The 19,912-nt window shown below is 48.8% G+C and carries 19 protein-coding genes; 12 read left to right on the top strand and 7 right to left on the bottom strand.

The window, feature by feature from the left end:
- The first annotated feature begins 230 nt into the window (after positions 1–230).
- The 4 genes from ACY2RR_RS09850 to ACY2RR_RS09835 are packed head-to-tail and all read left to right on the top strand — an operon-like array spanning position 231 to position 5,029.
- Positions 231–1,829, top strand: a complete 1,599-nt coding sequence (locus ACY2RR_RS09850; RefSeq protein WP_490107973.1) for an ABC transporter ATP-binding protein — start codon at positions 231–233, stop codon at positions 1,827–1,829.
- A complete protein-coding gene (locus ACY2RR_RS09845) occupies positions 1,826–2,950 on the top strand; it encodes an ABC transporter permease (RefSeq protein ID WP_490107972.1) in 1,125 nt (374 codons plus the stop codon). Before ACY2RR_RS09850 ends, ACY2RR_RS09845 begins: the two co-directional genes overlap by 4 nt.
- 6 nt (positions 2,951–2,956) lie before the next feature.
- Positions 2,957–3,883, top strand: coding sequence for an ABC transporter permease (locus ACY2RR_RS09840; RefSeq protein ID WP_490107971.1), 927 nt, complete (start codon positions 2,957–2,959; stop codon positions 3,881–3,883).
- A gap of 60 nt (positions 3,884–3,943) precedes the next feature.
- On the top strand, positions 3,944–5,029 hold the full coding sequence (locus tag ACY2RR_RS09835; RefSeq protein WP_490107970.1) for a BMP family ABC transporter substrate-binding protein: 1,086 nt from the start codon (positions 3,944–3,946) through the stop codon (positions 5,027–5,029).
- A gap of 38 nt (positions 5,030–5,067) precedes the next feature.
- Here the strand turns inward: ACY2RR_RS09835 and ACY2RR_RS09830 are convergent, their stop codons facing one another.
- Entirely contained in the window at positions 5,068–5,628 is a 561-nt protein-coding gene (locus ACY2RR_RS09830) for a DUF2780 domain-containing protein (RefSeq protein ID WP_490107969.1), read from the bottom strand.
- 140 nt (positions 5,629–5,768) lie between these two features.
- On the opposite strand from ACY2RR_RS09830, the gene ACY2RR_RS09825 reads away from it, so the two are divergent.
- Positions 5,769–6,266 (top strand): GNAT family N-acetyltransferase, encoded by a 498-nt coding sequence (locus tag ACY2RR_RS09825; protein WP_490107968.1) that lies wholly within the window; start codon positions 5,769–5,771, stop codon positions 6,264–6,266.
- A 13-nt stretch (positions 6,267–6,279) separates the two neighbouring features.
- Here ACY2RR_RS09825 and ACY2RR_RS09820 read toward each other — a convergent pair whose 3' ends face one another.
- The 3 genes from ACY2RR_RS09820 to cobT all read right to left on the bottom strand — a co-directional run bounded on the left by ACY2RR_RS09820 (position 6,280) and on the right by cobT (position 9,478).
- The gene (locus tag ACY2RR_RS09820; protein ID WP_490107967.1) at positions 6,280–7,149 is read right to left on the bottom strand and encodes a cation diffusion facilitator family transporter; all 870 of its coding nucleotides are present in this window, start codon (positions 7,147–7,149) and stop codon (positions 6,280–6,282) included.
- 102 nt (positions 7,150–7,251) lie between these two features.
- Positions 7,252–8,091, bottom strand: coding sequence for a cobalamin-binding protein (locus tag ACY2RR_RS09815; protein ID WP_490107966.1), 840 nt, complete (start codon positions 8,089–8,091; stop codon positions 7,252–7,254).
- Between the two features lie 82 nt (positions 8,092–8,173).
- Positions 8,174–9,478 (bottom strand): nicotinate-nucleotide--dimethylbenzimidazole phosphoribosyltransferase, encoded by a 1,305-nt coding sequence (gene cobT, locus ACY2RR_RS09810; protein WP_490107965.1) that lies wholly within the window; start codon positions 9,476–9,478, stop codon positions 8,174–8,176.
- Between the two features lie 234 nt (positions 9,479–9,712).
- Here cobT and ACY2RR_RS09805 point away from each other — a divergent pair, with 234 nt between their 5' ends.
- From ACY2RR_RS09805 to ACY2RR_RS09795, 3 genes are all read left to right on the top strand, one after another.
- Positions 9,713–11,689, top strand: coding sequence for a cation:proton antiporter domain-containing protein (locus ACY2RR_RS09805; RefSeq protein ID WP_490107964.1), 1,977 nt, complete (start codon positions 9,713–9,715; stop codon positions 11,687–11,689).
- 134 nt (positions 11,690–11,823) lie between these two features.
- Positions 11,824–13,422, top strand: a complete 1,599-nt coding sequence (locus ACY2RR_RS09800) for a hypothetical protein (protein ID WP_490107963.1) — start codon at positions 11,824–11,826, stop codon at positions 13,420–13,422.
- 79 nt (positions 13,423–13,501) lie between these two features.
- On the top strand, positions 13,502–13,699 hold the full coding sequence (locus tag ACY2RR_RS09795) for a DUF2970 domain-containing protein (RefSeq protein ID WP_490107962.1): 198 nt from the start codon (positions 13,502–13,504) through the stop codon (positions 13,697–13,699).
- 72 nt (positions 13,700–13,771) lie between these two features.
- On the opposite strand, the gene ACY2RR_RS09790 is transcribed toward ACY2RR_RS09795, so the two are convergent.
- Positions 13,772–13,924, bottom strand: coding sequence for a hypothetical protein (locus ACY2RR_RS09790; protein ID WP_490107961.1), 153 nt, complete (start codon positions 13,922–13,924; stop codon positions 13,772–13,774).
- A gap of 265 nt (positions 13,925–14,189) precedes the next feature.
- Here ACY2RR_RS09790 and ACY2RR_RS09785 point away from each other — a divergent pair, with 265 nt between their 5' ends.
- From ACY2RR_RS09785 to ACY2RR_RS09775, 3 genes are all read left to right on the top strand, one after another.
- Positions 14,190–15,854, top strand: coding sequence for a nitrite/sulfite reductase (locus ACY2RR_RS09785; protein ID WP_490107960.1), 1,665 nt, complete (start codon positions 14,190–14,192; stop codon positions 15,852–15,854).
- Positions 15,835–16,218, top strand: coding sequence for a DUF934 domain-containing protein (locus tag ACY2RR_RS09780; protein ID WP_490107959.1), 384 nt, complete (start codon positions 15,835–15,837; stop codon positions 16,216–16,218). Before ACY2RR_RS09785 ends, ACY2RR_RS09780 begins: the two co-directional genes overlap by 20 nt.
- Before the next feature lie 109 nt (positions 16,219–16,327).
- On the top strand, positions 16,328–17,497 hold the full coding sequence (locus tag ACY2RR_RS09775; RefSeq protein WP_490107958.1) for a cation:proton antiporter domain-containing protein: 1,170 nt from the start codon (positions 16,328–16,330) through the stop codon (positions 17,495–17,497).
- 68 nt (positions 17,498–17,565) lie between these two features.
- Here the strand turns inward: ACY2RR_RS09775 and sohB are convergent, their stop codons facing one another.
- The gene (sohB, locus tag ACY2RR_RS09770; RefSeq protein ID WP_490107957.1) at positions 17,566–18,612 is read right to left on the bottom strand and encodes a protease SohB; all 1,047 of its coding nucleotides are present in this window, start codon (positions 18,610–18,612) and stop codon (positions 17,566–17,568) included.
- A 254-nt stretch (positions 18,613–18,866) separates the two neighbouring features.
- Between sohB and ACY2RR_RS09765 the strand changes: the two genes are divergently transcribed.
- Positions 18,867–19,181, top strand: a complete 315-nt coding sequence (locus ACY2RR_RS09765; RefSeq protein ID WP_281647204.1) for an SCP2 sterol-binding domain-containing protein — start codon at positions 18,867–18,869, stop codon at positions 19,179–19,181.
- Between the two features lie 55 nt (positions 19,182–19,236).
- On the opposite strand, the gene ACY2RR_RS09760 is transcribed toward ACY2RR_RS09765, so the two are convergent.
- Positions 19,237–19,878 carry a hypothetical protein gene (locus ACY2RR_RS09760; RefSeq protein WP_490107956.1) on the bottom strand — a complete coding sequence of 214 codons (642 nt, stop codon included), beginning with the start codon at positions 19,876–19,878 and terminating at the stop codon, positions 19,237–19,239.
- Positions 19,879–19,912: the final 34 nt, after the last annotated feature.

Here is a 19,912-nt window from a genome sequence, read left to right as displayed (position 1 = left end):
CCGAAATAGGGATCAATAAACCAAAGCTGGATATTTATTTAAAGAACAGACAATGTAGACAGGATGACTCTGGTTTTTCGTGTGCAGTTATGTCATAACGCACACCCTGAAAAAGCATAAAAAGCGCACATTTTTTAAGCGCCGTTTTATACAACAATAACGACAAGTCTCAGCCGCAATTTTCATTAAAACAAAAGGTTATGAGACTTAATTCAGATAGCGAGAGAAATATGGCATCACCCGAGCCATCACGCATACGCTGTCAGGGGATTACCAAAACATATCCGGCGGTTGTCGCTAATGACGATATCTGTCTGGATATAAAGGCTGGCGAAATTCACGCTCTTCTTGGAGAGAATGGCGCCGGTAAAAGCACCCTGATGAAAATCCTTTACGGTGTGACCCGCCCCGACAGTGGCCAGATCTGGTGGAACGGTCAACCGGTGACGATTTCCTCTCCTGCCAAAGCCAGAGAACTGGGTATTGGCATGGTGTTTCAACACTTCTCTCTGTTTGAAACCCTCACCGTCACCGAAAACATTGCTTTGGGATTACCGGCCAAAGAAGCCCGCAACCTCAAACAGTTAGCCAGCCGTATACAACAGGTGTCTGAACATTACGGCATGCCGGTTGATCCGGATCGTCATGTTCATTCTCTCTCAACCGGTGAACGACAGCGGGTAGAAATTATCCGTTGCCTGCTACAGAACATCAGTTTGCTGATACTGGATGAACCAACATCGGTACTGACTCCCCAGGAAGTAGAAAGACTGTTTCATTCCCTGCGCCAGCTGGCAGAAGAAGGCTGCAGCATCCTGTTTATCAGCCACAAGCTCCATGAAGTTCAGAGCTTATGTCATCAGGCCACGGTTTTACGCCATGGTACGGTGTCCGGCGACTGTGATCCCCGCACTACCAGCACTCAGGATATGGCTTCGATGATGGTGGGCAGCCAAACCACGCTGGGGCAGGCCTATCCCAAAGTCCAGAGTTCTGAACCAGTACTGACTTTGCAAAACCTGATGGCTCAGCGGGAAGATCCATTCGGTACCGACCTGAAAGATATTTCCCTCACCGTAAATAAAGGTGAAATTCTCGGTATTGCCGGTGTCGCTGGTAATGGTCAGCAGGAATTGCTTAAGCTGCTGAGTGGTGAACGTCTCAGCACCGGTGAGATGATTCATTACCAGGACAAGAGCCAGGACAAGAACCAGAATAAAAAGCTGGATCGGTTAAACCCATCGGCCCGTCGCAAGCTAGGTATGGCGGTTGTTCCCGAAGAACGTTTAGGTCGTGGTGCGGTGCCAGAGATGGGCCTGAATGAAAACGGTTTGCTCACCGGCTTTCTGGAAGGCCTGTTAAACCGGGGCATGTTGCGTCGCAAAGCCATAGATAATTTTGCTGAGCGGGTTATTGATGACTTTACCGTGAAAACCCCATCGGTAAATGCCCAGGCTCGCTCTTTATCGGGCGGGAATCTGCAAAAGTTTATTATTGGCCGGGAAATCCTGCAGAACCCTAAATTACTTGTCTGTGCCAGCCCGACCTGGGGCGTTGACGTGGGTGCAGCCAATACCATCCATAAAGCGCTTATCGCTCTGCGTGACAGTGGCGCCGCCATTATTGTGATTTCTGAAGATCTGGATGAACTGTTCCAGATCAGTGACCGCATTGGGGCCCTCTGTGATGGAGAATTGTCCCCAATCAAGCCTGTAACTGAGTTAAATCTGGAGCAAGTGGGCAGCTGGATGGCTGGCGTGTTTGATGAGCAGGAAAGCCAACCCAGCACAAAAGAACAACACCAACAACAGGAGCTGGCATTGTCATGAGTTTACTATCTCAAGTATTGCCGAGCGTCTCCTTAGAGCCCCGGCCGCAGGAATCTCAGCTGCTGCGTTACCTCTCACCCGTGCTGGCTATTGTGCTAACGCTGTTATCGGGCGCGTTGATCTTTCTCTGGCAAGGGCAGGATCCGTTGGTTGGCCTGCATACTTTCTTTATCTCTCCAATAAGCGACAGCTATGGCTTGGCAGAATTAGGCGTGAAAGCCACTCCAATGTTGCTGTGCGCAATAGGCCTGGCCATCTGCTATCGCGCCAATATCTGGAATATTGGTGCCGAAGGCCAACTGTTGATGGGGGCTCTGGTTGGAGCATGGGCCGCGCTGCAGGTAATGGACAGTAGTTCCAGTTTTTCTCTGGCCTTTGCCCTTCTCGCTGGCAGCTTTGCTGGTCTGTTATGGGCACTGATTCCAGCGGTGTTACGCAACCATTTCAACACCAATGAAATCCTCACCACCATTATGCTCAACTATATCGCCCTGAACCTGCTGTTATGGGCGGTACATGGACCGTTGAAAGATCCAAACGGTTTTAACTTCCCGGAATCAGCACTGTTCAGCGACAGCGTTACCCTTCCTATTATTCTGGAAGGCACCCGACTGCATCTTGGTCTTGGCTTTGGCTTGCTGGCTATGGTCGCTGCCTGGGTACTGTTGAGCCGTACCTTTATTGGTTTCCAGTTGAAAGTGATCGGCATGGATGCCAGCGCCGGTCGTTTTGCCGGTTATAAAGAGAAGCATCTGGTGTACTTTGCCCTGCTGATCTGTGGTGCACTGGCAGGACTCGCCGGAGTCAGCGAAGTGACCGGCCCCATTGGCCAGCTGGTACCCGGTGTTTCTCCCGGTTATGGCTACGCCGCCATTATTGTTGCCTTCCTTGGCCGTCTCCATCCTGTCGGCATCACTCTTGCCAGCTTACTGATGGCACTGGTGTATATGGGTGGTGAAATGGGTCAGATTGATCTTGGTTTACCGCTGGCTATTGGAAGCCTGTTCCAGGGCATGCTGCTGTTTTACCTGCTGGCCTGCGATGTGCTTATTGGTTATCGCGTCCGCATCAAGAAACCGGTGGTTGCGACACCGGCCATGCCTGCCAGTGAAGGAGCATAAGAAATCATGGATATTGAACTGATAACCAATGTTCTGTTCGCCATGGTCCGCAGTGGCACACCTCTGCTACTGGTGGCACTGGGTGAAGTGGTTTGCGAAAAGTCAGGTGTTCTTAACCTTGGCCAGGAAGGCATGATGCTGATGGGCGCAGTCACTGGCTTTATTGTCTCCTTCTCCACCGGCAATCTGGCTCTAGGCGTGATTGCAGGTATGGCGGCAGGTATGGCTATGTCGATGCTGTTTGGCACTCTGGCACTTGGCTTGCGCGCCAATCAGGTTGCCAGCGGGCTGGCCCTGACCATTTTCGGTGCAGGATTAAGTGCCTTTGTTGGTACCGCATATGTCGGTAAGCCACTGACCGGTATCGAAGCTCTACATATTCCGCTGCTGGCAGATATTCCAGTGCTTGGACCTGTACTCTTCCAGCAAGACCCATTGGTCTACATCGCTCTGATGATACTGGCTGCAGTCTGGCTGTTCTTCCGCTTTAGCCGCCCGGGCCTGATGGTGAAAGCCATTGGTGAGAATCCGGAATCTGCCACCGCTTTAGGCCTGCCAGTGCTTACGGTACGCTGGTTAGCGGTGATGTTTGGCGGTGCGATGGCTGGTTTAGGCGGAGCTTATCTATCTCTGGCTTACACCCCACTCTGGGCGGAAGGTATGACTGCCGGTCGTGGCTGGATTGCCCTGTCACTGGTGGTGTTTGCCAGCTGGCGGGTAGGAAGAGTTCTATTGGGAGCCTGGCTGTTTGGTCTGGCCAGTATTATGCATCTGGTTCTGCAAGGTATGGGTTGGTCCATCTCTTCGAACCTGTTAGCCACTCTGCCCTATCTGGCGACCATTGTGGTGCTGGTGATTTTATCCAGCAACGCGTCCCGGATTCGGATGATGGCACCGGTGTCTTTGGGTAAGCCGTTCCACCCAAGCACTTAAAGACACAGAAAAAATAAATAAAAACATAACAACACAACCACAACAAAGAGCAGGTATTGCATGAAAACACTGATCAAAAAGGTTGCGACAGCCGCCCTGTCGGCTGCTCTGGCCGCTTCGGTCTCGATGACCGCCCAGGCGGAAGAGAAAATCAAAGTGGGTTTCGTCTACGTTGGCCCGGTGGGTGACGCAGGCTGGACCTACGGCCACGATGAAGGTCGGAAAGAGATGCTGCACAAGCTGGGCGACAAGGTTGAATCCACCTATGTAGAAAGCGTTCCTGAAGGTGCTGACGCTGAGCGTGTTATCCGCAAGCTGGCCCAGCAGGGCCATGACCTGATCTTCACCACTTCTTTTGGTTACATGAACCCTACCCTGAAAGTGGCCAAGCAGTTCCCGAAAGTGAAGTTCAACCACGCCACCGGCTACAAGCGCAGCAAGAACGTAGGCACCTATGCCGCACGTTTTTATGAAGGTCGCTATGTGACCGGCTTGATTGCCGGTGAAATGACCAAGTCCAATGTGATTGGTTATGTTGGCTCTTTCCCTATTCCTGAAGTCGTTCAGGGCATTAACGCCTTTACTCTAGGCCTGCGGGAAACTAACCCTGATGCCGTGGTAAAAGTTGTCTGGATCAACAGCTGGTATGACCCTGCCAAAGAGCGTGAAGCCGCTGAAGCTTTGATCGCCCAGGGTGCTGACATTATCAACCAGCACACTGACTCCCCTGCTCCGGTTCAGGCCGCTCAGGACAAAGGCGTTCTGGCCTTTGGTTACGACACTGATATGAGCCGTTTTGGCCCGGATGCACACCTGTCCGGCAGTCTGGTTCACTGGGGTGATTACTACACCGAAGTGGCTGAGTCTGTACTGAATGATTCCTGGACTGCGAAAGATGTCTGGGGTGGTATCGACAGTGGTATGGTGAAGATGGCGCCTTACAACAAGAAGATTCCTGCTGATGTTGTTGCCGCTGCTGAGAAAGCCCGCGCAGGTATTTCCGATGGTTCACTGACTATCTTTGAAGGCCCGATCAAGGCGCAGGATGGTTCTATCAAAGTGGCTGATGGTGTGAAGCTGACAGATGGCGAAGTTCTGTCCATGAACTGGTATGTTCAGGGCGTTGAAGGCGAGCTGCCTCAGTAGACTGTATTGCCTGACCAGAAACCAGCAATGGTTTCTGGTCATAAAAAGGCATCAGTTATTTCCAGAAGCAGTTTTGCCACCTCCCACATCAAAGATTTCCATTCCCACTTCTCTACATCTGTTGTCTCAAACAACTGTGCTGGTAATGAGTTACGAAACTCTCCACTTAACTTCAAACCATCAATCGAATGGATATGAGCAAGCATGATCATGGCAAACTGTGAGCTCATGGTTTGAGGCAGTTTGAGCACTTTGAACTGACTAGTAAGAGTTTCCAGAATGCCTTTATCAGAGTTCTCATCAATGCCTTCTTTCAAATTCATTGGCGGCATCCTTTCGATCAGCCAGGATTCATCCAGGATCAACTCCTGCAGTTGCTCATAACTCTCTGCAGGCATTTTCTTTTTTGATGCGGCCAGAATGGCTCCAATTCCCCCCTGAGCCTGCTCAACTGTTACGGAAAGCTCATTCACAACAGCACCAACAATATCGACGACATCCTCAGCTGCCGCATTCGGAATAAAGATGCTTACCTGAACGGTAAGAAACATCATAAATCCGGCCAAAACACCCTGCATCTCCATCGCCTTATTCTTCACAAGGGCTTCAAAAGTAGCTCAACAAAGTCATAGCAGAGTTAAAAATATTCTATGCATGCCCTGTAGTGCACAGGTCAACCGTGGTTAATTGAAAGAACAACAACAAATCGAAAACGCTCAAAAAAGGAAAATAAAGCCATATGATCACATTGAAAGAACTGGATCTTACTGACAGCGCCGCCCTTGCCCAAGCCATAAATAACCCTAACGTGGTTTATTATCTGACTGACCGAATACCTTCCCCTTATACGGAACACGATGCGGAGTGGTGGATTACATCCGGAAGCCGGGACAGTATGTTTACCCGGGCTATCTGGTTTGAAGACAACCTGGTCGGTAATATTTCAGTCACCCCGGGAACAGCAGAACACAGATTTACATCAGAGATTGGCTACTGGTTGGCAGAACCTTATTGGGGAAAAGGTATCATGCCTCAGGCCGTGAGTGAGATGACCAGCTATGCCTTTGAAAATCTGGACACTCAAAAGATTTTTGCCCGGGTTTATCACCCCAATAGAGCGTCCATGAGGGTTCTTGAAAAGTGTGGTTATCAGGAGGAAGGCATTCTTCACAAGCATGCATTCAGAAACAATGAGTTCTACGACGAACATTATTTCGGAATTACTGTTGTTGAATAGCTGCCTCCATATCTTAATTCGGATCCAGATGAATGGTTATATCAGCATCCGGCATATGCTCCAGCAGTCGCTTCTGAACGGCCTTGCCAATCCCGTGAGCCTCTTCCAGTGACAAATTGCCATCCAAATCCAGATCTAGCTGAATAACCGGTGTGACTCCGGACATTCTGGTGCGCAGGTTGTGAAGATCAAGTACTCGATCCACAGCCAGCACCTGCTCCCGAATCAGCTGTTCCTTTTCCTGATCCAGCGCCTGATCCATCAACATTTGAATAGCCTGCCAAGCCACTTTGCCAACACTGAAAATCATATAAACGGCAATCAACATACCGATAACAGGATCAGCCACCGGGAAGCCAGCAGCCACCATAATCAGGGCAACAACAACACCGAGGTTGGTTAACAGATCCATTCGGTAATGCATGGAGTCCGTTTGAATCGCAAGTGATCCGGTCAGTTTCACCACATGGTTCTGATAAACCACCAGAGCCATAGTCAACGCCATAGAAAGCGCCATAACCGCCAGAGCAACCTGATTATTTTCTATACCGCTGCCATGTCGAATACCATCAACCGCATGAAGAATCAGGAACAGGCCGGAACCAGCGATAAAGGCAGACTGCGCAAGCGCCGCAAGCTGTTCAGCTTTGCCATGACCGTAATTGTGATCATCATCGGCAGGCTTTAAAGCGATAGAAATGGCAACAAGGTTAATCACCGAGGCAAAAGCATCCAGCAGGGAATCCATAAAGGTGGCCAGAATACTAACCGAACCAGTCATCCCCCAGGCCACCAGCTTGGTTATCAGCAAAACGGTGGCCGTGGCGACTGATGCCCTGGATGCCCGCTTGAGCAAAATAGCTTTCTGTTGCTCGTTCAGCACCTGTATGTCTCCCAATATTTTTGTTATTTCTATTCTTTGGAAAACTATCTCATGCCTGCCAGCAGATGCCAATTGGCATCCACGACCGCGTATAATTAAATATTATGGAGACGGCATAAGCGAACGGGCATGCTCAGCATATTCACAAAACAGTTGGGTACCCTTAATGATTCGAGGTGTGGGTCTTAGAAACAGGCTACCATCAATGGTGTACACATCCCGGTTTTTTACCGCCGGAATCATCGAATATTTCTTCCACTCGTTATAAAGAGCATCAGTACCAATCCGGTTGGTATGATCACCCTCCACAATCAGGTAAGGAGTCCGGGCGATCACATCTTCACGGGAAATTCTTGGTACAAGTACAGGAGCGTCGGCAAAAATATTCTCGGCACCGCAAACATCAAGCACTGAAGACACCATATGATCACCATTGAGGGTCAACAGAGGGTTATGCCAGACCTCCAGAAAGGTCGGCACAGTCTTTCGGTTCTGGTAAATGCTGGCCAGTGCTTGCCACTCTTCCAGAAGCTTTTCTGCTTTATGAATTCCTATCTTTTCTCCGGACAGGGCACTGAATGAGCGCAGGTCACCTGCTATTGCCTGAATACTGCGGGGCTCAGAGTTATAAACGGGGATTTTCAGGTTATCGAGCTGCTTTAATACCTCTGGAGGATTACCACTTGGCCATGCCAACACCAAGTCTGGCTGATATGTCAGGATGGCTTCCAGAGCAACGGAATTATACGGCCCAAGGTTAGGCAACTTGGTAGCAGCTTCAGGGAAATCACTATTACTGGTTACTGCGACAAGCCTGTCGCCACCTCCAGCATCAAACAAAAGCTCCGTTGCATGAGGAGCAAGACTGATAATGCGCTTTGGAAGCGTAGAAACAACAACTTCCTTTCCGGTGGAGTCTTCAACCACAACGCTTGCCTGCACAACGCTTGCCTGCACAAGGCTGGCAAACAAACAGCTCAACAAAACACTAAAAAAAGCAGGCTTTCGAAAAAAACGGGACAATTTACTCTCCACCGGTTGCAACCCCAGCCTCAGCAAAAGTGTGCATCTGGCTGTGAAGTGCACAGGCCATCCGCAATAAAGGTAAAACAACAGCTGCTCCGCTGGCTTCCCCAAGGCGCATACCAAAATCACACAGAGACTCGGCCTCCAGGTATTCCATAATCAGTTGGTGCCCCGGTTCTGCAGATTTGTGAGCAAACAACAGCCACTCTCTGACTGCAGGTTGAATACGACAGGCCACCAGCACAGCAGCTGTAACAATAAAACCATCCACCAAAACAGGAATACCGTTCTGGGAGCAACGGATAACAGCGCCGACAATAGCAGCTATTTCGAAGCCACCCAGACATCGGAGCACATCTAATGGTTGCTTCAGGTTTCCACTGTGTTTATCAAGGGCTTTATTAATGATGTTCTGTTTATGAATCAAGCCAATATCATCAAGTCCTGTTCCCCGTCCTGTGAGATATTCTGCAGGAAGTCCGGTTAAGGCACAGCAAATAGCGGAGGCGGCCGTGGTATTGCCAATCCCCATTTCACCAGCAATAAACAGGTCAGGTTTTGCATCCAAAAGGCTGTCGATATGAGCTGCGCCTGCAGCCAGGCACCAGGCAAGCTGTTTTTCGGTAAGTGCTGGCTGTTCAGCCATGTCTGCAGTTCCCTGCCCGGCAGATAAATCATTAACACCGGGCCACCCAAGTGGTGACTGGCTGGTTCCCATATCAAGAATATTGAGATGACAGTTTTGCTCTTTGGCCAGAACAGAAATAGCTGCGCCACCATTCACAAAATTGCCAATCATCTGCATGGTGACTTCCTGAGGGTAAGCCGATACCCCCTGATGAATAATGCCATGGTCACCAGCAAAGATTGTTATAGCAACATTATCCAGTGATGGTTTTTCCCGCCCCTGCTGACTTGCCAACACTTCCACCAGCGGCTCCAACATACCAAGAGAACCTGCAGGTTTGGTTAACTGTTGCTGGCGGTCATGGGCCTGCTCACGAGCCTTTCTGTTAATTACCTGACAGGGTTGAGTGAACCAGTCCGAAGCCAGGCCACCGGGCATACCCTCAAAAAACACTCGAAGATCCGCTAAAGAAAAGGGCCAACACAGTTCTTCCTGACTTTCTTCCCCCAGCATTACTGGAATTTTTTCGCCATACTTTTCAACCAATGAATCGTCATCGGCGATATCAACAATTTCAATTTCAACAGGAGACTGCAGTGGCAAACGCTCAATCAGAGCCCAGGCCTGATCGCAAAGGTGACAGCCGGATGTAGTAAGAAAGAGGACTTTGCCCATAGATAACTTCCTGTTTGGTTCATACTGCTATGCTATAAGCGTGCAGGTTTTCATTCTTAAAGAAACTCTTGTACAGAGTGTGAAAACAACGACGGCAGTGCCGATAAAGAAAAAACAGTGTCGTGCAAAGCAGCAGCTGCAAGAGTAAAATGTTTTTGAAATCATACAGCTGCACAATTATTTCAAGATAATAACTTTCAGACCATAACAAAAAAGGTTCAGGGGACACAGAACATGGATTTCGGCTTTTTCAACCAGCTGCTGATTATATTTTCTGTCTCTGTGTTTGCAATTGCCCTCTGCCATCGCCTGCATATACCAGACACACTGGCTTACCTGATGGTTGGCCTGGCTCTTGGGCCTACCGCTACCGGCATTATTGACTCCAGCTTTGATATCACCTTGCTTGCCGAATTTGGCGTAGTATTCCTGCTGTTTTCCCTCGGTTTGGAATTCTCTCTAGCCAATGTGCTCGCCATGCGTCGCATTGTATTTGGCCTGGGTGGATTGCAGGTGATGATCTGCACCCTTTTAATTGGCTTCTGCGGGTTACTTCTTGGTTTCTCCCCTGCCGGCACTCTGGTAATGGCAGCAGGTCTGTCTTTATCATCCACCGCCATCGTTTCCAAAGAGCTCACCCGTCGTAACGAGCTTCGCTCCCGTCACGGTCAGTTGGCTATTGGTACCCTAATCTTTCAGGACATTGCAGCTGTTTTATTCCTGATTCTTATACCTGCCTTGGCAGGGATAGGTGGAGCTAGTCTGACTGAAACATTGCTGCTCAGCCTTGGCAAAGGCATTGGCTTTGTCGCCTTTATGGTGCTGGTTGGCCGGTGGATTCTGCCACGCATGTTCCACGAAATTGCCCGCACCAAATCTGAAGAACTGTTTGTGCTCAGTGCCATTGTTGTTTGTTTAATGGCAGCCTGGCTGACTCACCTGCTCGACCTGTCTATGGCACTGGGGGGCTTTGTTGCCGGTATGATGCTGGGTGAGAGTCATTACCGTCACCAGATAGAAACCGATATTCGCCCGTTCCGGGATATTCTGCTCGGCCTGTTCTTTGTGTCTGTTGGCCTGATGCTCAACCTGGATCTGTTCATTTCCAACTGGTACATGATTCTGCTGGCAGCAGCTGGCTTGATACTGTTTAAAGCATCGATGATCACCATGCTGGCCTGGTTTATTCACAACGGTCAGAAAGCGGCTATTCGTACTGGTATATCCTTGGCCCAGAGTGGTGAGTTCTGTTTTGCTCTGGTGGCCATGGCCAATCAGCATGAACTGCTTCGCCCCAGCACCAGCTCCTTTATATTGTCTGTCACCATTGTTTCCATGGCAGCCACCCCTCTTCTGATTCGTTATAGTGGCCTGATTGCTGATCTTGTTGCCGGTCGCAAACAGGAGAAGGAACCCCGAAACGAAACAGAAGTGATCAGCCAGCAGACTGGCGATGTAAACCAGCATATCCTGATTCTTGGTTATGGTCGTGTTGGACAAGCCATTAGCCACTTCCTTCGTGAAGACAACCTTCCTTTTGTTGCGATAGATGATGACCCGATCCATGTAAGAGAAGCCAACAAAGCTGGTGAACCGGTCTTCTTTGGTGATTGTCGCCGAACAGAACTACTGCACGCCGCCGGGCTCGACAGAGCACGAATGGTCGTCATCTGTATTGATAGTTCGCAAGCTGCGCAAAACACATTGAAAGGCATTCGCTCCGTCAACAGTCACGTTCCGGTTCTGATCAGAACCCGGGATGACAGCAAGATGCAGCAGTTGAAAGAAGATGGGGCAACCCAGGTTGTTCCAGAAGTATTGGAATCCAGCCTTGTTATCGTCAGCCATGTACTGACTATGCTCGGCCAGCCCGAACACTCTATTGCCAAGCGTATCCAATCTGTTCGTCGTGAGCATTACGATATTCTGCATGGGTTCTTCTTTGGCCAGTCAGAAACACTGCATACCGCAGAAGGTGACCCCTGCGAACTCCTTCACGGTGTTACCCTCCCTGATGGTGCCTGGGCCGTTGGCAAAGCTGTCGGCGACATCCCGTTAAAAGAAGGCCTGGGTATTAAGCGTATAAGCCGTGATGACACTCCCCTAACTCTGGGAGATGCGCTGGTTCTTGAACCTGGTGACGCACTGTTACTGAAAGGCACACAGCAACAGGTTGAGCAGGGAGAAAACCTTCTCTTAAGAGGGAAGTAAGCCAAAAACCGGGGATCTCCCCGGTTACTCTGTAACTTTTCTGTTTTTTCTGTATCTGAAATAGCCTTTCTCTTGCAGGCACTCTAACCACGTCTACGCTTTATCCTCCGCCGTTCTTGTTGAGGATGCCGCCAATGTCGGGATTTTTGAAAAAAACCTTCTGTTATCCGTTACTCCTGCTTTTAACTACTCTATGGGTTTCTTCAGCAAGAGCAGAGGAGCCAGCTCCCACTCTGGTTGTTTTATATAAGGACAAGTCTGGAAGCGTCCGCACCCAAACTGACAGCTCAGGCACAACCAAACTCAACATCCGCAATGATCTGATAAAAAACATTGCCCATATTCACCTGGATACCAGTGAGTTGGGGACAAAAGCCGGAAACTTTGATTTTGATAGAAGAACACAATCCTCCGACCTGTCACTTCCTCTCTCATTAGGCGAAGAGAATGCCGACAGTGAAATGGACTTTGACTGGAAAATTGTTAATGAGCGTCCACGCAGATCCAAACTTGAAAGCTGGGGCCGGGTTCTCATCCCGCTGGCCGGTGCTATCGCAGCTTTTGGTGGTATTGATCCAACGTCAGAAAGAATAACAAGAGTCCAAAGTGATCCGAACAGGGATTATCACCGCCTGAAAGGCCTTGATTACACCGGCACCCATTTCAGGACCAACATGGGCCACTATCTGGTTATGGCGACAGTCAATAATCTTGTGGATGAAGTTGAAGACACTCTCGTCGATTTGCTTGAAGACCCGAATCACCATTTAGGTGGTGTTATCCCCGCAAAATGGGCAGCAAAAGGAGCCATTGCTGTTTTGGTTTTTGGTGGCGGCGGCCTGAAATCTGTGGGAGACAAAAAGAATTTATCTCTGGGAAGGTCAGCAAGATTCTTCACTCAGTCCCAGACTGTGAAAGCCTCCAACCTTTTCCTGGGCGAAGTGCCCGGATTAATGATCGACAAAGTTGCCGATCTCTCACCTGAAGTTCGAAAAATTGCTACATCGGCACTGGGTGGTGCCATGACGGGCGGCTTATACGCTTTGTTATCAGAGCGCATTGAAAATTATGTAGGGGGAAGCACATCTGACCTGCACAGCAAAATCAGTAATGCCACAATTGTCGGCGTAAGTTCTGCCACTACCCCTTTCATCAGGGACTTTGTTGGCTCATACACTGATAGCAAATCCCTGGAGAATATAGGAACCCACACCTTTATTTCATCTATCGCCCTCCCTATTGCTGGGGGTATTTACTATGCGCTCTATAAACTCGACCAACTCAATCCTGCCGATCCACTCAAAACCAAAAATAGTGCCGGACATTTAACCAAACTGGCAGCAGGAAGTTTTGCCAAAATGGCTGGTTTATCCCTTGGTAACCTGCTTGGCAGAGATACCATCAAACCCTATTTCGGGGAAGCCAAAGCGACACCTTTAGCTATGCTTGGTAGCTACGCGGTTGTCAGCCTTGCCGCTAATGCAGCTTTGCGTTATTACGATTCCACTGGACTCGTAGACAGTAAAGTCTGGGGACCACTTGCCCGCGAGTTCATGTATAAGATTCGCGACGGTGTATATATTGCGGCTATCGCTAACGGCACGACTGCAATCATTGAAGATGTCACCCGCCGACTGGATCCTCAGGAACAGAGAATTCGCCTGAACCTTAAGGTGAAACCGGCACGAGCCTATACCAGCACTACGGCATCAGTTGAACACGAAGAACTCTAAGGCTGGATATTTTTTCATCAGCAGGACATAGTAATGAATCAGCAGGTCACGGATGACCAGAAATCACTGAGGAATTACTATGAGTCACGAACACAAACGCCCTGGGTTGCTGTCAGTTGTTCAGAGTACACTGGCTGCAGCTTTTGGAGTGCAAAGTGATGAAAAGCGGAAAAAGGATTTTACAGAAGGAAAACCAGAACAGTTTATTATTGCCGGCATTGTTTTCACCGTGCTTTTTGTGGTCGCTTTACTGGTGATAGTCAATCTGGTGATTTAACGTTTCGAAAGACTCAAACAAATAAGCCGGACTTAAAAGCCCGGCTTATTTGTATATAAATCTGATATCTTTCTACTGCCCTGATACCCAGTACACTGCAACAACAACTGCTAATAAAATCAGAGCCACCGCAGAAAGTGCATCTACCTTACTGTCTACAGTCCTGTTCTCCTGGTTACTACGTTCACTGCTGTCGTCATTTTGAGACACGCTTTGATGAGCCATAAGCCTAACCTCGGAAACCGTTTTCATTATTATTGTTCAACCAAGTTATCGTGCTCATAAAAAACCTGCAACTTTTCATCAATTCATGACAAAACCATGAATAAAGAAATATGTAGCAGGTGCTGAAATCCCATCACTATATAATTAGACGTCATTGCTATATGACTAAATATTACTTTTAAGAATATAAGGGTACTGATACTTTACGCTCGCCAGACAAAGATAATTCAAAAGCCTGACTCAACCGTCCACACAAGAACAATATATGTACGTTTATAACGAAGTCGACCAGCGCATTGTTGATGAGCGTGTCGAACAATACCGCGATCAGACCCGACGGTATCTGGCGGGCGAACTTGCGGAAGACGCCTTTCTGCCGCTACGGCTTCAGAATGGGCTCTATGTACAACGCTTTGCCCCCATGCTTCGGGTTGCCGTGCCTTACGGCCTGATGAACTCCACCCAGTTTCGCAAACTGGCTTATATAGCCCGTTTCTACGACAAGGGTTATGTCCATTTCACCACGCGCCAGAATGTTCAGTTCAACTGGCCTGAGCTTGAGACTGTACCCGACATCCTGGCGGAACTCGCCAGTGTTCAGATGCATGCTATTCAAACCAGCGGCAACTGTATTCGTAACACCACGACTGATCCGTTTGCAGGTGTTATCCGGGAAGAAGCCGCAGACCCACGCCCCTGGTGTGAAATCATTCGCCAGTGGTCAACTCTGCATCCAGAGTTTGCCTTCCTGCCACGGAAATTCAAGATTGCTGTCACCAGCAACCCTGACATTGATCGGGCAGCCGTGCAGCTCCATGATATTGGCCTGCATGTTCGGGTTAACGAAGCTGGCGAAACCGGTTTCCGGGTCATTGTTGGCGGTGGTCTTGGTCGTACCCCGGTTATTGGTACAACCATCTGCGAATTCCTGCCGTGGCAACACTTGCTGACTTATCTCGATGCCATTCTGCGCGTTTATAACCGCTATGGCCGCCGAGATAATAAGTACAAGGCACGTATCAAGATCCTGGTAAAAGCCATGGGTATTGATGCCTTCCGGGAAAAGGTTGAGCAGGAGTGGGCATTTATCAAAGATGGCCCCGCTACGTTGACCGAAAAAGAAGTTCAGCGAGTGTCGGAACATTTTGTTGACCCGGTTCGGGAAACTTTGTCCGACAACCCACAAGAACTGACTGCAGCCCTTGCCAGTGACAGTAACTTTAACAATTGGTATCAGCGCAATGTGCAACAGCATAAAGCTTCTGGTTATGCTGCCGTCACTATTACGCTGAAGAATACCGGTGCGGCCCCTGGCGATATCAGTGCAACCCAGATGGATCAGGTCTCTGTGCTTGCAGATGAATACAGCTTCGGTGAACTGCGTTCTACTCATGAACAGAATCTGGTGCTGTCAGATGTACGACAGGACAAACTGTTCGAGCTCTGGAAGCAGTTGACTGAATACCGTTTGGCAGCACCTACCGCCGGCTTGTTACCAGATATGATTGTCTGCCCTGGCGGTGATTTCTGTGCACTGGCAAATGCCAAGTCTCTTCCTGTAGCCGATGCTATTCAGCGCAGATTTGATGATCTGGATTACCTCCATGATCTTGGTGATCTGAGCCTGAATATTTCCGGTTGCATGAACGCCTGCGCCCATCACCATATTGGCAATATCGGCATCCTCGGTGTTGATAAGAAAGGTGAAGAGTTCTATCAGGTTATGCTCGGTGGCTCCGCCGGACACGATGCCTCTCTGGGTAAAATTATCGGCCCATCTTTCAGTCAGGATGATATTCCTGGTGTAATCGAAAAAATCCTGAATGTTTATCTGGAACAGAGACTGGATGGTGAAAGCTTCCTGAGCGCTTATCGCCGCCTTGGCCTGAGCACATTTAAAGAGGTGGTTTATGCACGCCCAGCAGCATGAGATTCTGGTCGATCAAGTAATAGATGAAAGCCTGCTGGTTCTGGAAGCAGACAGCGAACTGGAAGACGTTGAAAGCCAGCTCGTTGAAAAAGATGACGTGGCCATTCGCTTCCAGGCATTTGCTGACGGCAGAGGATTCTCCCTGGCTCGCCTGCTAAGAGAGCGGCTTGGTTATACCGGTAAGCTCCGTGCTATCGGTGACTTTCTACCAGACCAGATGCACTATCTGGCACGTTGCGGCTTTGACAGTTTTTCCCTGCCCGAGGGAGCCAAAGCAGAAACAGCCGAGCAGTGCTTAAAGGCTTTTACTGAGGCTTACCAGATTTCCTGGGATCGCAAAGAGCCCCTTTTCAGGCGCCTCTGACAACCAGCCCTGCGGAAAACTTACCTTTTCTGCAGGGTTATTTTTCTCCTCCGCTTCCACCACACGTATAAACCGATATACTGACCGAAGTTACTTTACGGTTTACCCCATGGATTCCGGATCCCTTTTTTATTCTTTTTTTCTGATATTTACCGGCGCTGCCATTCTGGCCACTGTTGCTCTGGCAACCCGACAGCCGTTAATTGTCGCCTATATTGTTTTAGGGGGAATCTTCGGCCCATCAGGGTTGGAGATGGTGACTGACACCAGCCTGTTATCCGATATCTCTCACGCAGGAATTATTTTCCTGCTTTTCCTGCTGGGGTTGGATATGCAGCCCAGCCACCTGATGCATATGTTGCGCAAAACAGCCACCGTTGGATTATTCAGCTCACTGGTTTTTGCTCTGATGGGCTATGGCTGTGCCAAAGCTTTTGGGTTTACCGACACCGAGAGCCTGGTCATCGGTGGCACCATGATGTTTTCCAGCACCATTATCGGCATCAAATTGCTACCAACAACAGTACTGCATCATAAACACACCGGCGAACTTCTGGTCAGCCTTTTGCTGCTTCAGGATTTACTGGCCATTATGATGCTGCTTTTGCTGTACAACACCAAGAACCTCGATAGCGGCTACCTACCCTTGCTAACCACACTGGCCACCCTCCCCTTACTGGTTTTGGGAGCCTGGTTAACAGTTCGCTATGTACTACTGCCATTAATGGCTCGATACGACCGCTTCCACGAATATATGTTCTTATTGGCTATCGGCTGGTGCCTGGGACTTGCCGAATTGGCACACAGTCTTGGACTTTCAGCAGAAATTGGCGCATTTATCGCTGGTATTACCATCGCTACCAGCCCTATCGCCCAATACATTGCCATTAACCTGAAACCGTTAAGAGACTTCTTCCTGATCCTGTTTTTCTTCTCAGTGGGAGCCAGCTTTAATCTTGATTTACTTCCGGAAGTGATCCTGCCCGGTCTGGCATTAACCGTTGTCTGCCTTGCTTTGAAACCGCCAGTATTCTGGTTCTTTCTTCGGGGAGTTAGTGAAAAACGGAAAACCGCCTGGGAAGTCGGTGTTCGCCTGGGACAAAACAGTGAGTTTGGTTTGTTGATTGCCAGTGTCGCGGCAACTCAGGGACTGATTGACAATGTGGCTTCTCACACCATTCAGGCAGCTGCCATTCTTACTCTGCTGTTCTCGTCCTACCTTGTGGTATTCAATTACGAATCACCTATTGCAGTGTCGGACCGTTTACGCAGGGATTAATTGCATCCAATAAAAAAGGAGCTTTCAAAACGAAAGCTCCCTTCCAACATTCCCAAAACTAGTTCATATCAACCGGGAAAACGGGAACTTACCAGTTTTTCCCAAACTGTATTGATAGCACCACCAAGTGCATGCTGAGCACTTAAGCCAAGCTTCTGTGGCAGGGATTTCTTTTCAGACCAGCTGATATGATAAACATCGGACTTTCTGTCATAGCACTCACACAGATAAGCATCACTGGTCTTCAGTTCATCGATCATCTGCTTGCCAATAGCCTGTGTTCCATACCAGATTTCTCCAGTGGAAATCTGCTCAACATCTACTGATGGGCGGGCACGAAGTACAAAGTCCTTGAACAGCTTATGAGTGCTTTCGAGGTCTTCGATAAACTTCTCACGGCCTTTGTCAGTGTTTTCGCCCATTACAGTCAAAGTACGCTTAAATTCACCAGCAGTATGCAGCTCAACATCAATATCGTGCTTCTTCAAAAGCTTATTGATATTGGGAATCTGGGCCATAACCCCAACAGAACCAATAATAGAGAAAGGTGCGGCAATCACTTTATCCGCCAGGCAGGCCATCATATAACCACCACTGGCTGCAACCTTGTCGACAGAAATAGTTAGCGGAATGCCTTTATCGCGAATTCGCTGCAACTGTGAGGATGCAAGGCCATAGGAATGAACCATTCCGCCCTGGCTTTCCAAACGTACAAAAACCTCATCTTCCTGACGTGCCTGCCCAAGCACAGCTGTAATCTCTTCGCGCAGTTTGCTGACAGCCGATGCTCGAATATCACCATGAAAATCGAGGACGAAAACCCGGGGTTTTACTACCTCAACATCATCCCCTTTCTTGGCCTTCTTCTTTTCCTTGGCTTCTTTTTTTTCGGCCTTGCGTTTCTTTTTCAGTTCATCGCTCTCAAGAAGTTCACCCTCAAGAGTTTTCTGAATATCTGAGTGCTCATTAGACAGATTGCGAACCTTGATATGCCCGGCAGACTCTCCCTTCCCTTTACTTCCGGCAGCAGCCACACCGGCCACAATCGCCAGAATGCCCCCCACAATAATCACGACCTTGGTCAGAAAAAGACCAATCTCCATCAAAAATTCCAACGCTTATCTCCTTGTTCCTGCCCGGAGTTTGTTTTCAGGTGAACTGGATAGAATAAACCAGAAGTCCAGAGTGGATAATAAATGTTTTACAGGATAAAAACACAAAGGGTTTCGGTTGACACTTATAGGGGTGTCAAATATTCTGACGCTGTTCGTGCGACTCCGTATCTGCGAGCAGTGCTTACAACCCGGTTGCAGCATAATAAAAACAAGCTAAACCGATTGCATAGTTAATACAGAAAGGGACATGACAAATGGCAAACCTCCTTGAAGTCTTTGAAGACATGAAGGGTAAGTTCAACTCCGACGCGGCCGCTGGCCTTGACCTGATTTTTCAGTTCGATATCGAAGACGGCGACACTTACCACTTGATCGTCAAAGACGGAGCCTGCGAGATCGTTGAAGGTGCCAATGATGATCCTAACGTGACTCTGATCATGGACACCGAAACAATGAGCGGCGTTATGAGTGGGGAGATGGACGGAATGCAGGCCTTTATGATGGGCAAGCTGCGTGCTGAAGGCGACATGATGCTGGCTACCAAGCTTGGCGAACTGTTCCCAGCCTGATCCAGTAAAGAAAGCTTCCTGCGGGAAGCTTTCTTGCTTTATAGATTCACTGCTTTTATTCGATCCTGCTTAAAGCCTGTCTGGCAACTTCATTCACTGCACCAACTTCAATCTCACCCTGCTTCAACCAGACTTCGTAGATTGCCCCATCCTGCATGGGAAAATAATCAGACGACACGATCCCTGACTCAATCTTCTTTAACTGCCCAAGCTTTTGAACCAGTGGCCAGCTATCCACTGTAATCGGGTATTCACTCTTGTTAGTCAGTTGACTTTGATAAGAACGTTGTTGCTCAAGGGACAAATAGCGACCATCAAGATTTTCAAGCCGTGCCAACTCCCCGGAAAAATCGTTGATATTCCAGGCAATATGTTCCGCCGACATTCTCCAGAGATCACCATTGATCGGAGCCATGAAAGATTGCCCTGTATGGGATACTATATGTGCCATCCATTTATCAGAAGAAGACTGGCTAAAACTGATAACGACCAAGGGTCTTGATGAATCCGTTCCTGCAAACGTTCTCATGTCATAGGTAAGTAAACCGGCCGTCACAGCCAGTACAACCATCAGCATACCTGCCGTCCCCCTTAGCCAGCCAAGTATCCATTGGCTGTTCAGCAACAGTCGCAGGGATAGCCACAGCAGAAGCAGTGTTACCAGAACAGGCAGCAACATAAACAGTGCTGTTTTCATAAAGTCAATCCGTTTCTATTTTACTTATTGTTAC

The organism is Parendozoicomonas sp. 2304DJ65-17 (genome assembly GCF_058148445.1).
The sequence above is the reverse complement of the archived record's forward strand: the minus strand, read 5'-3'. Positions and strand labels throughout refer to the sequence as shown.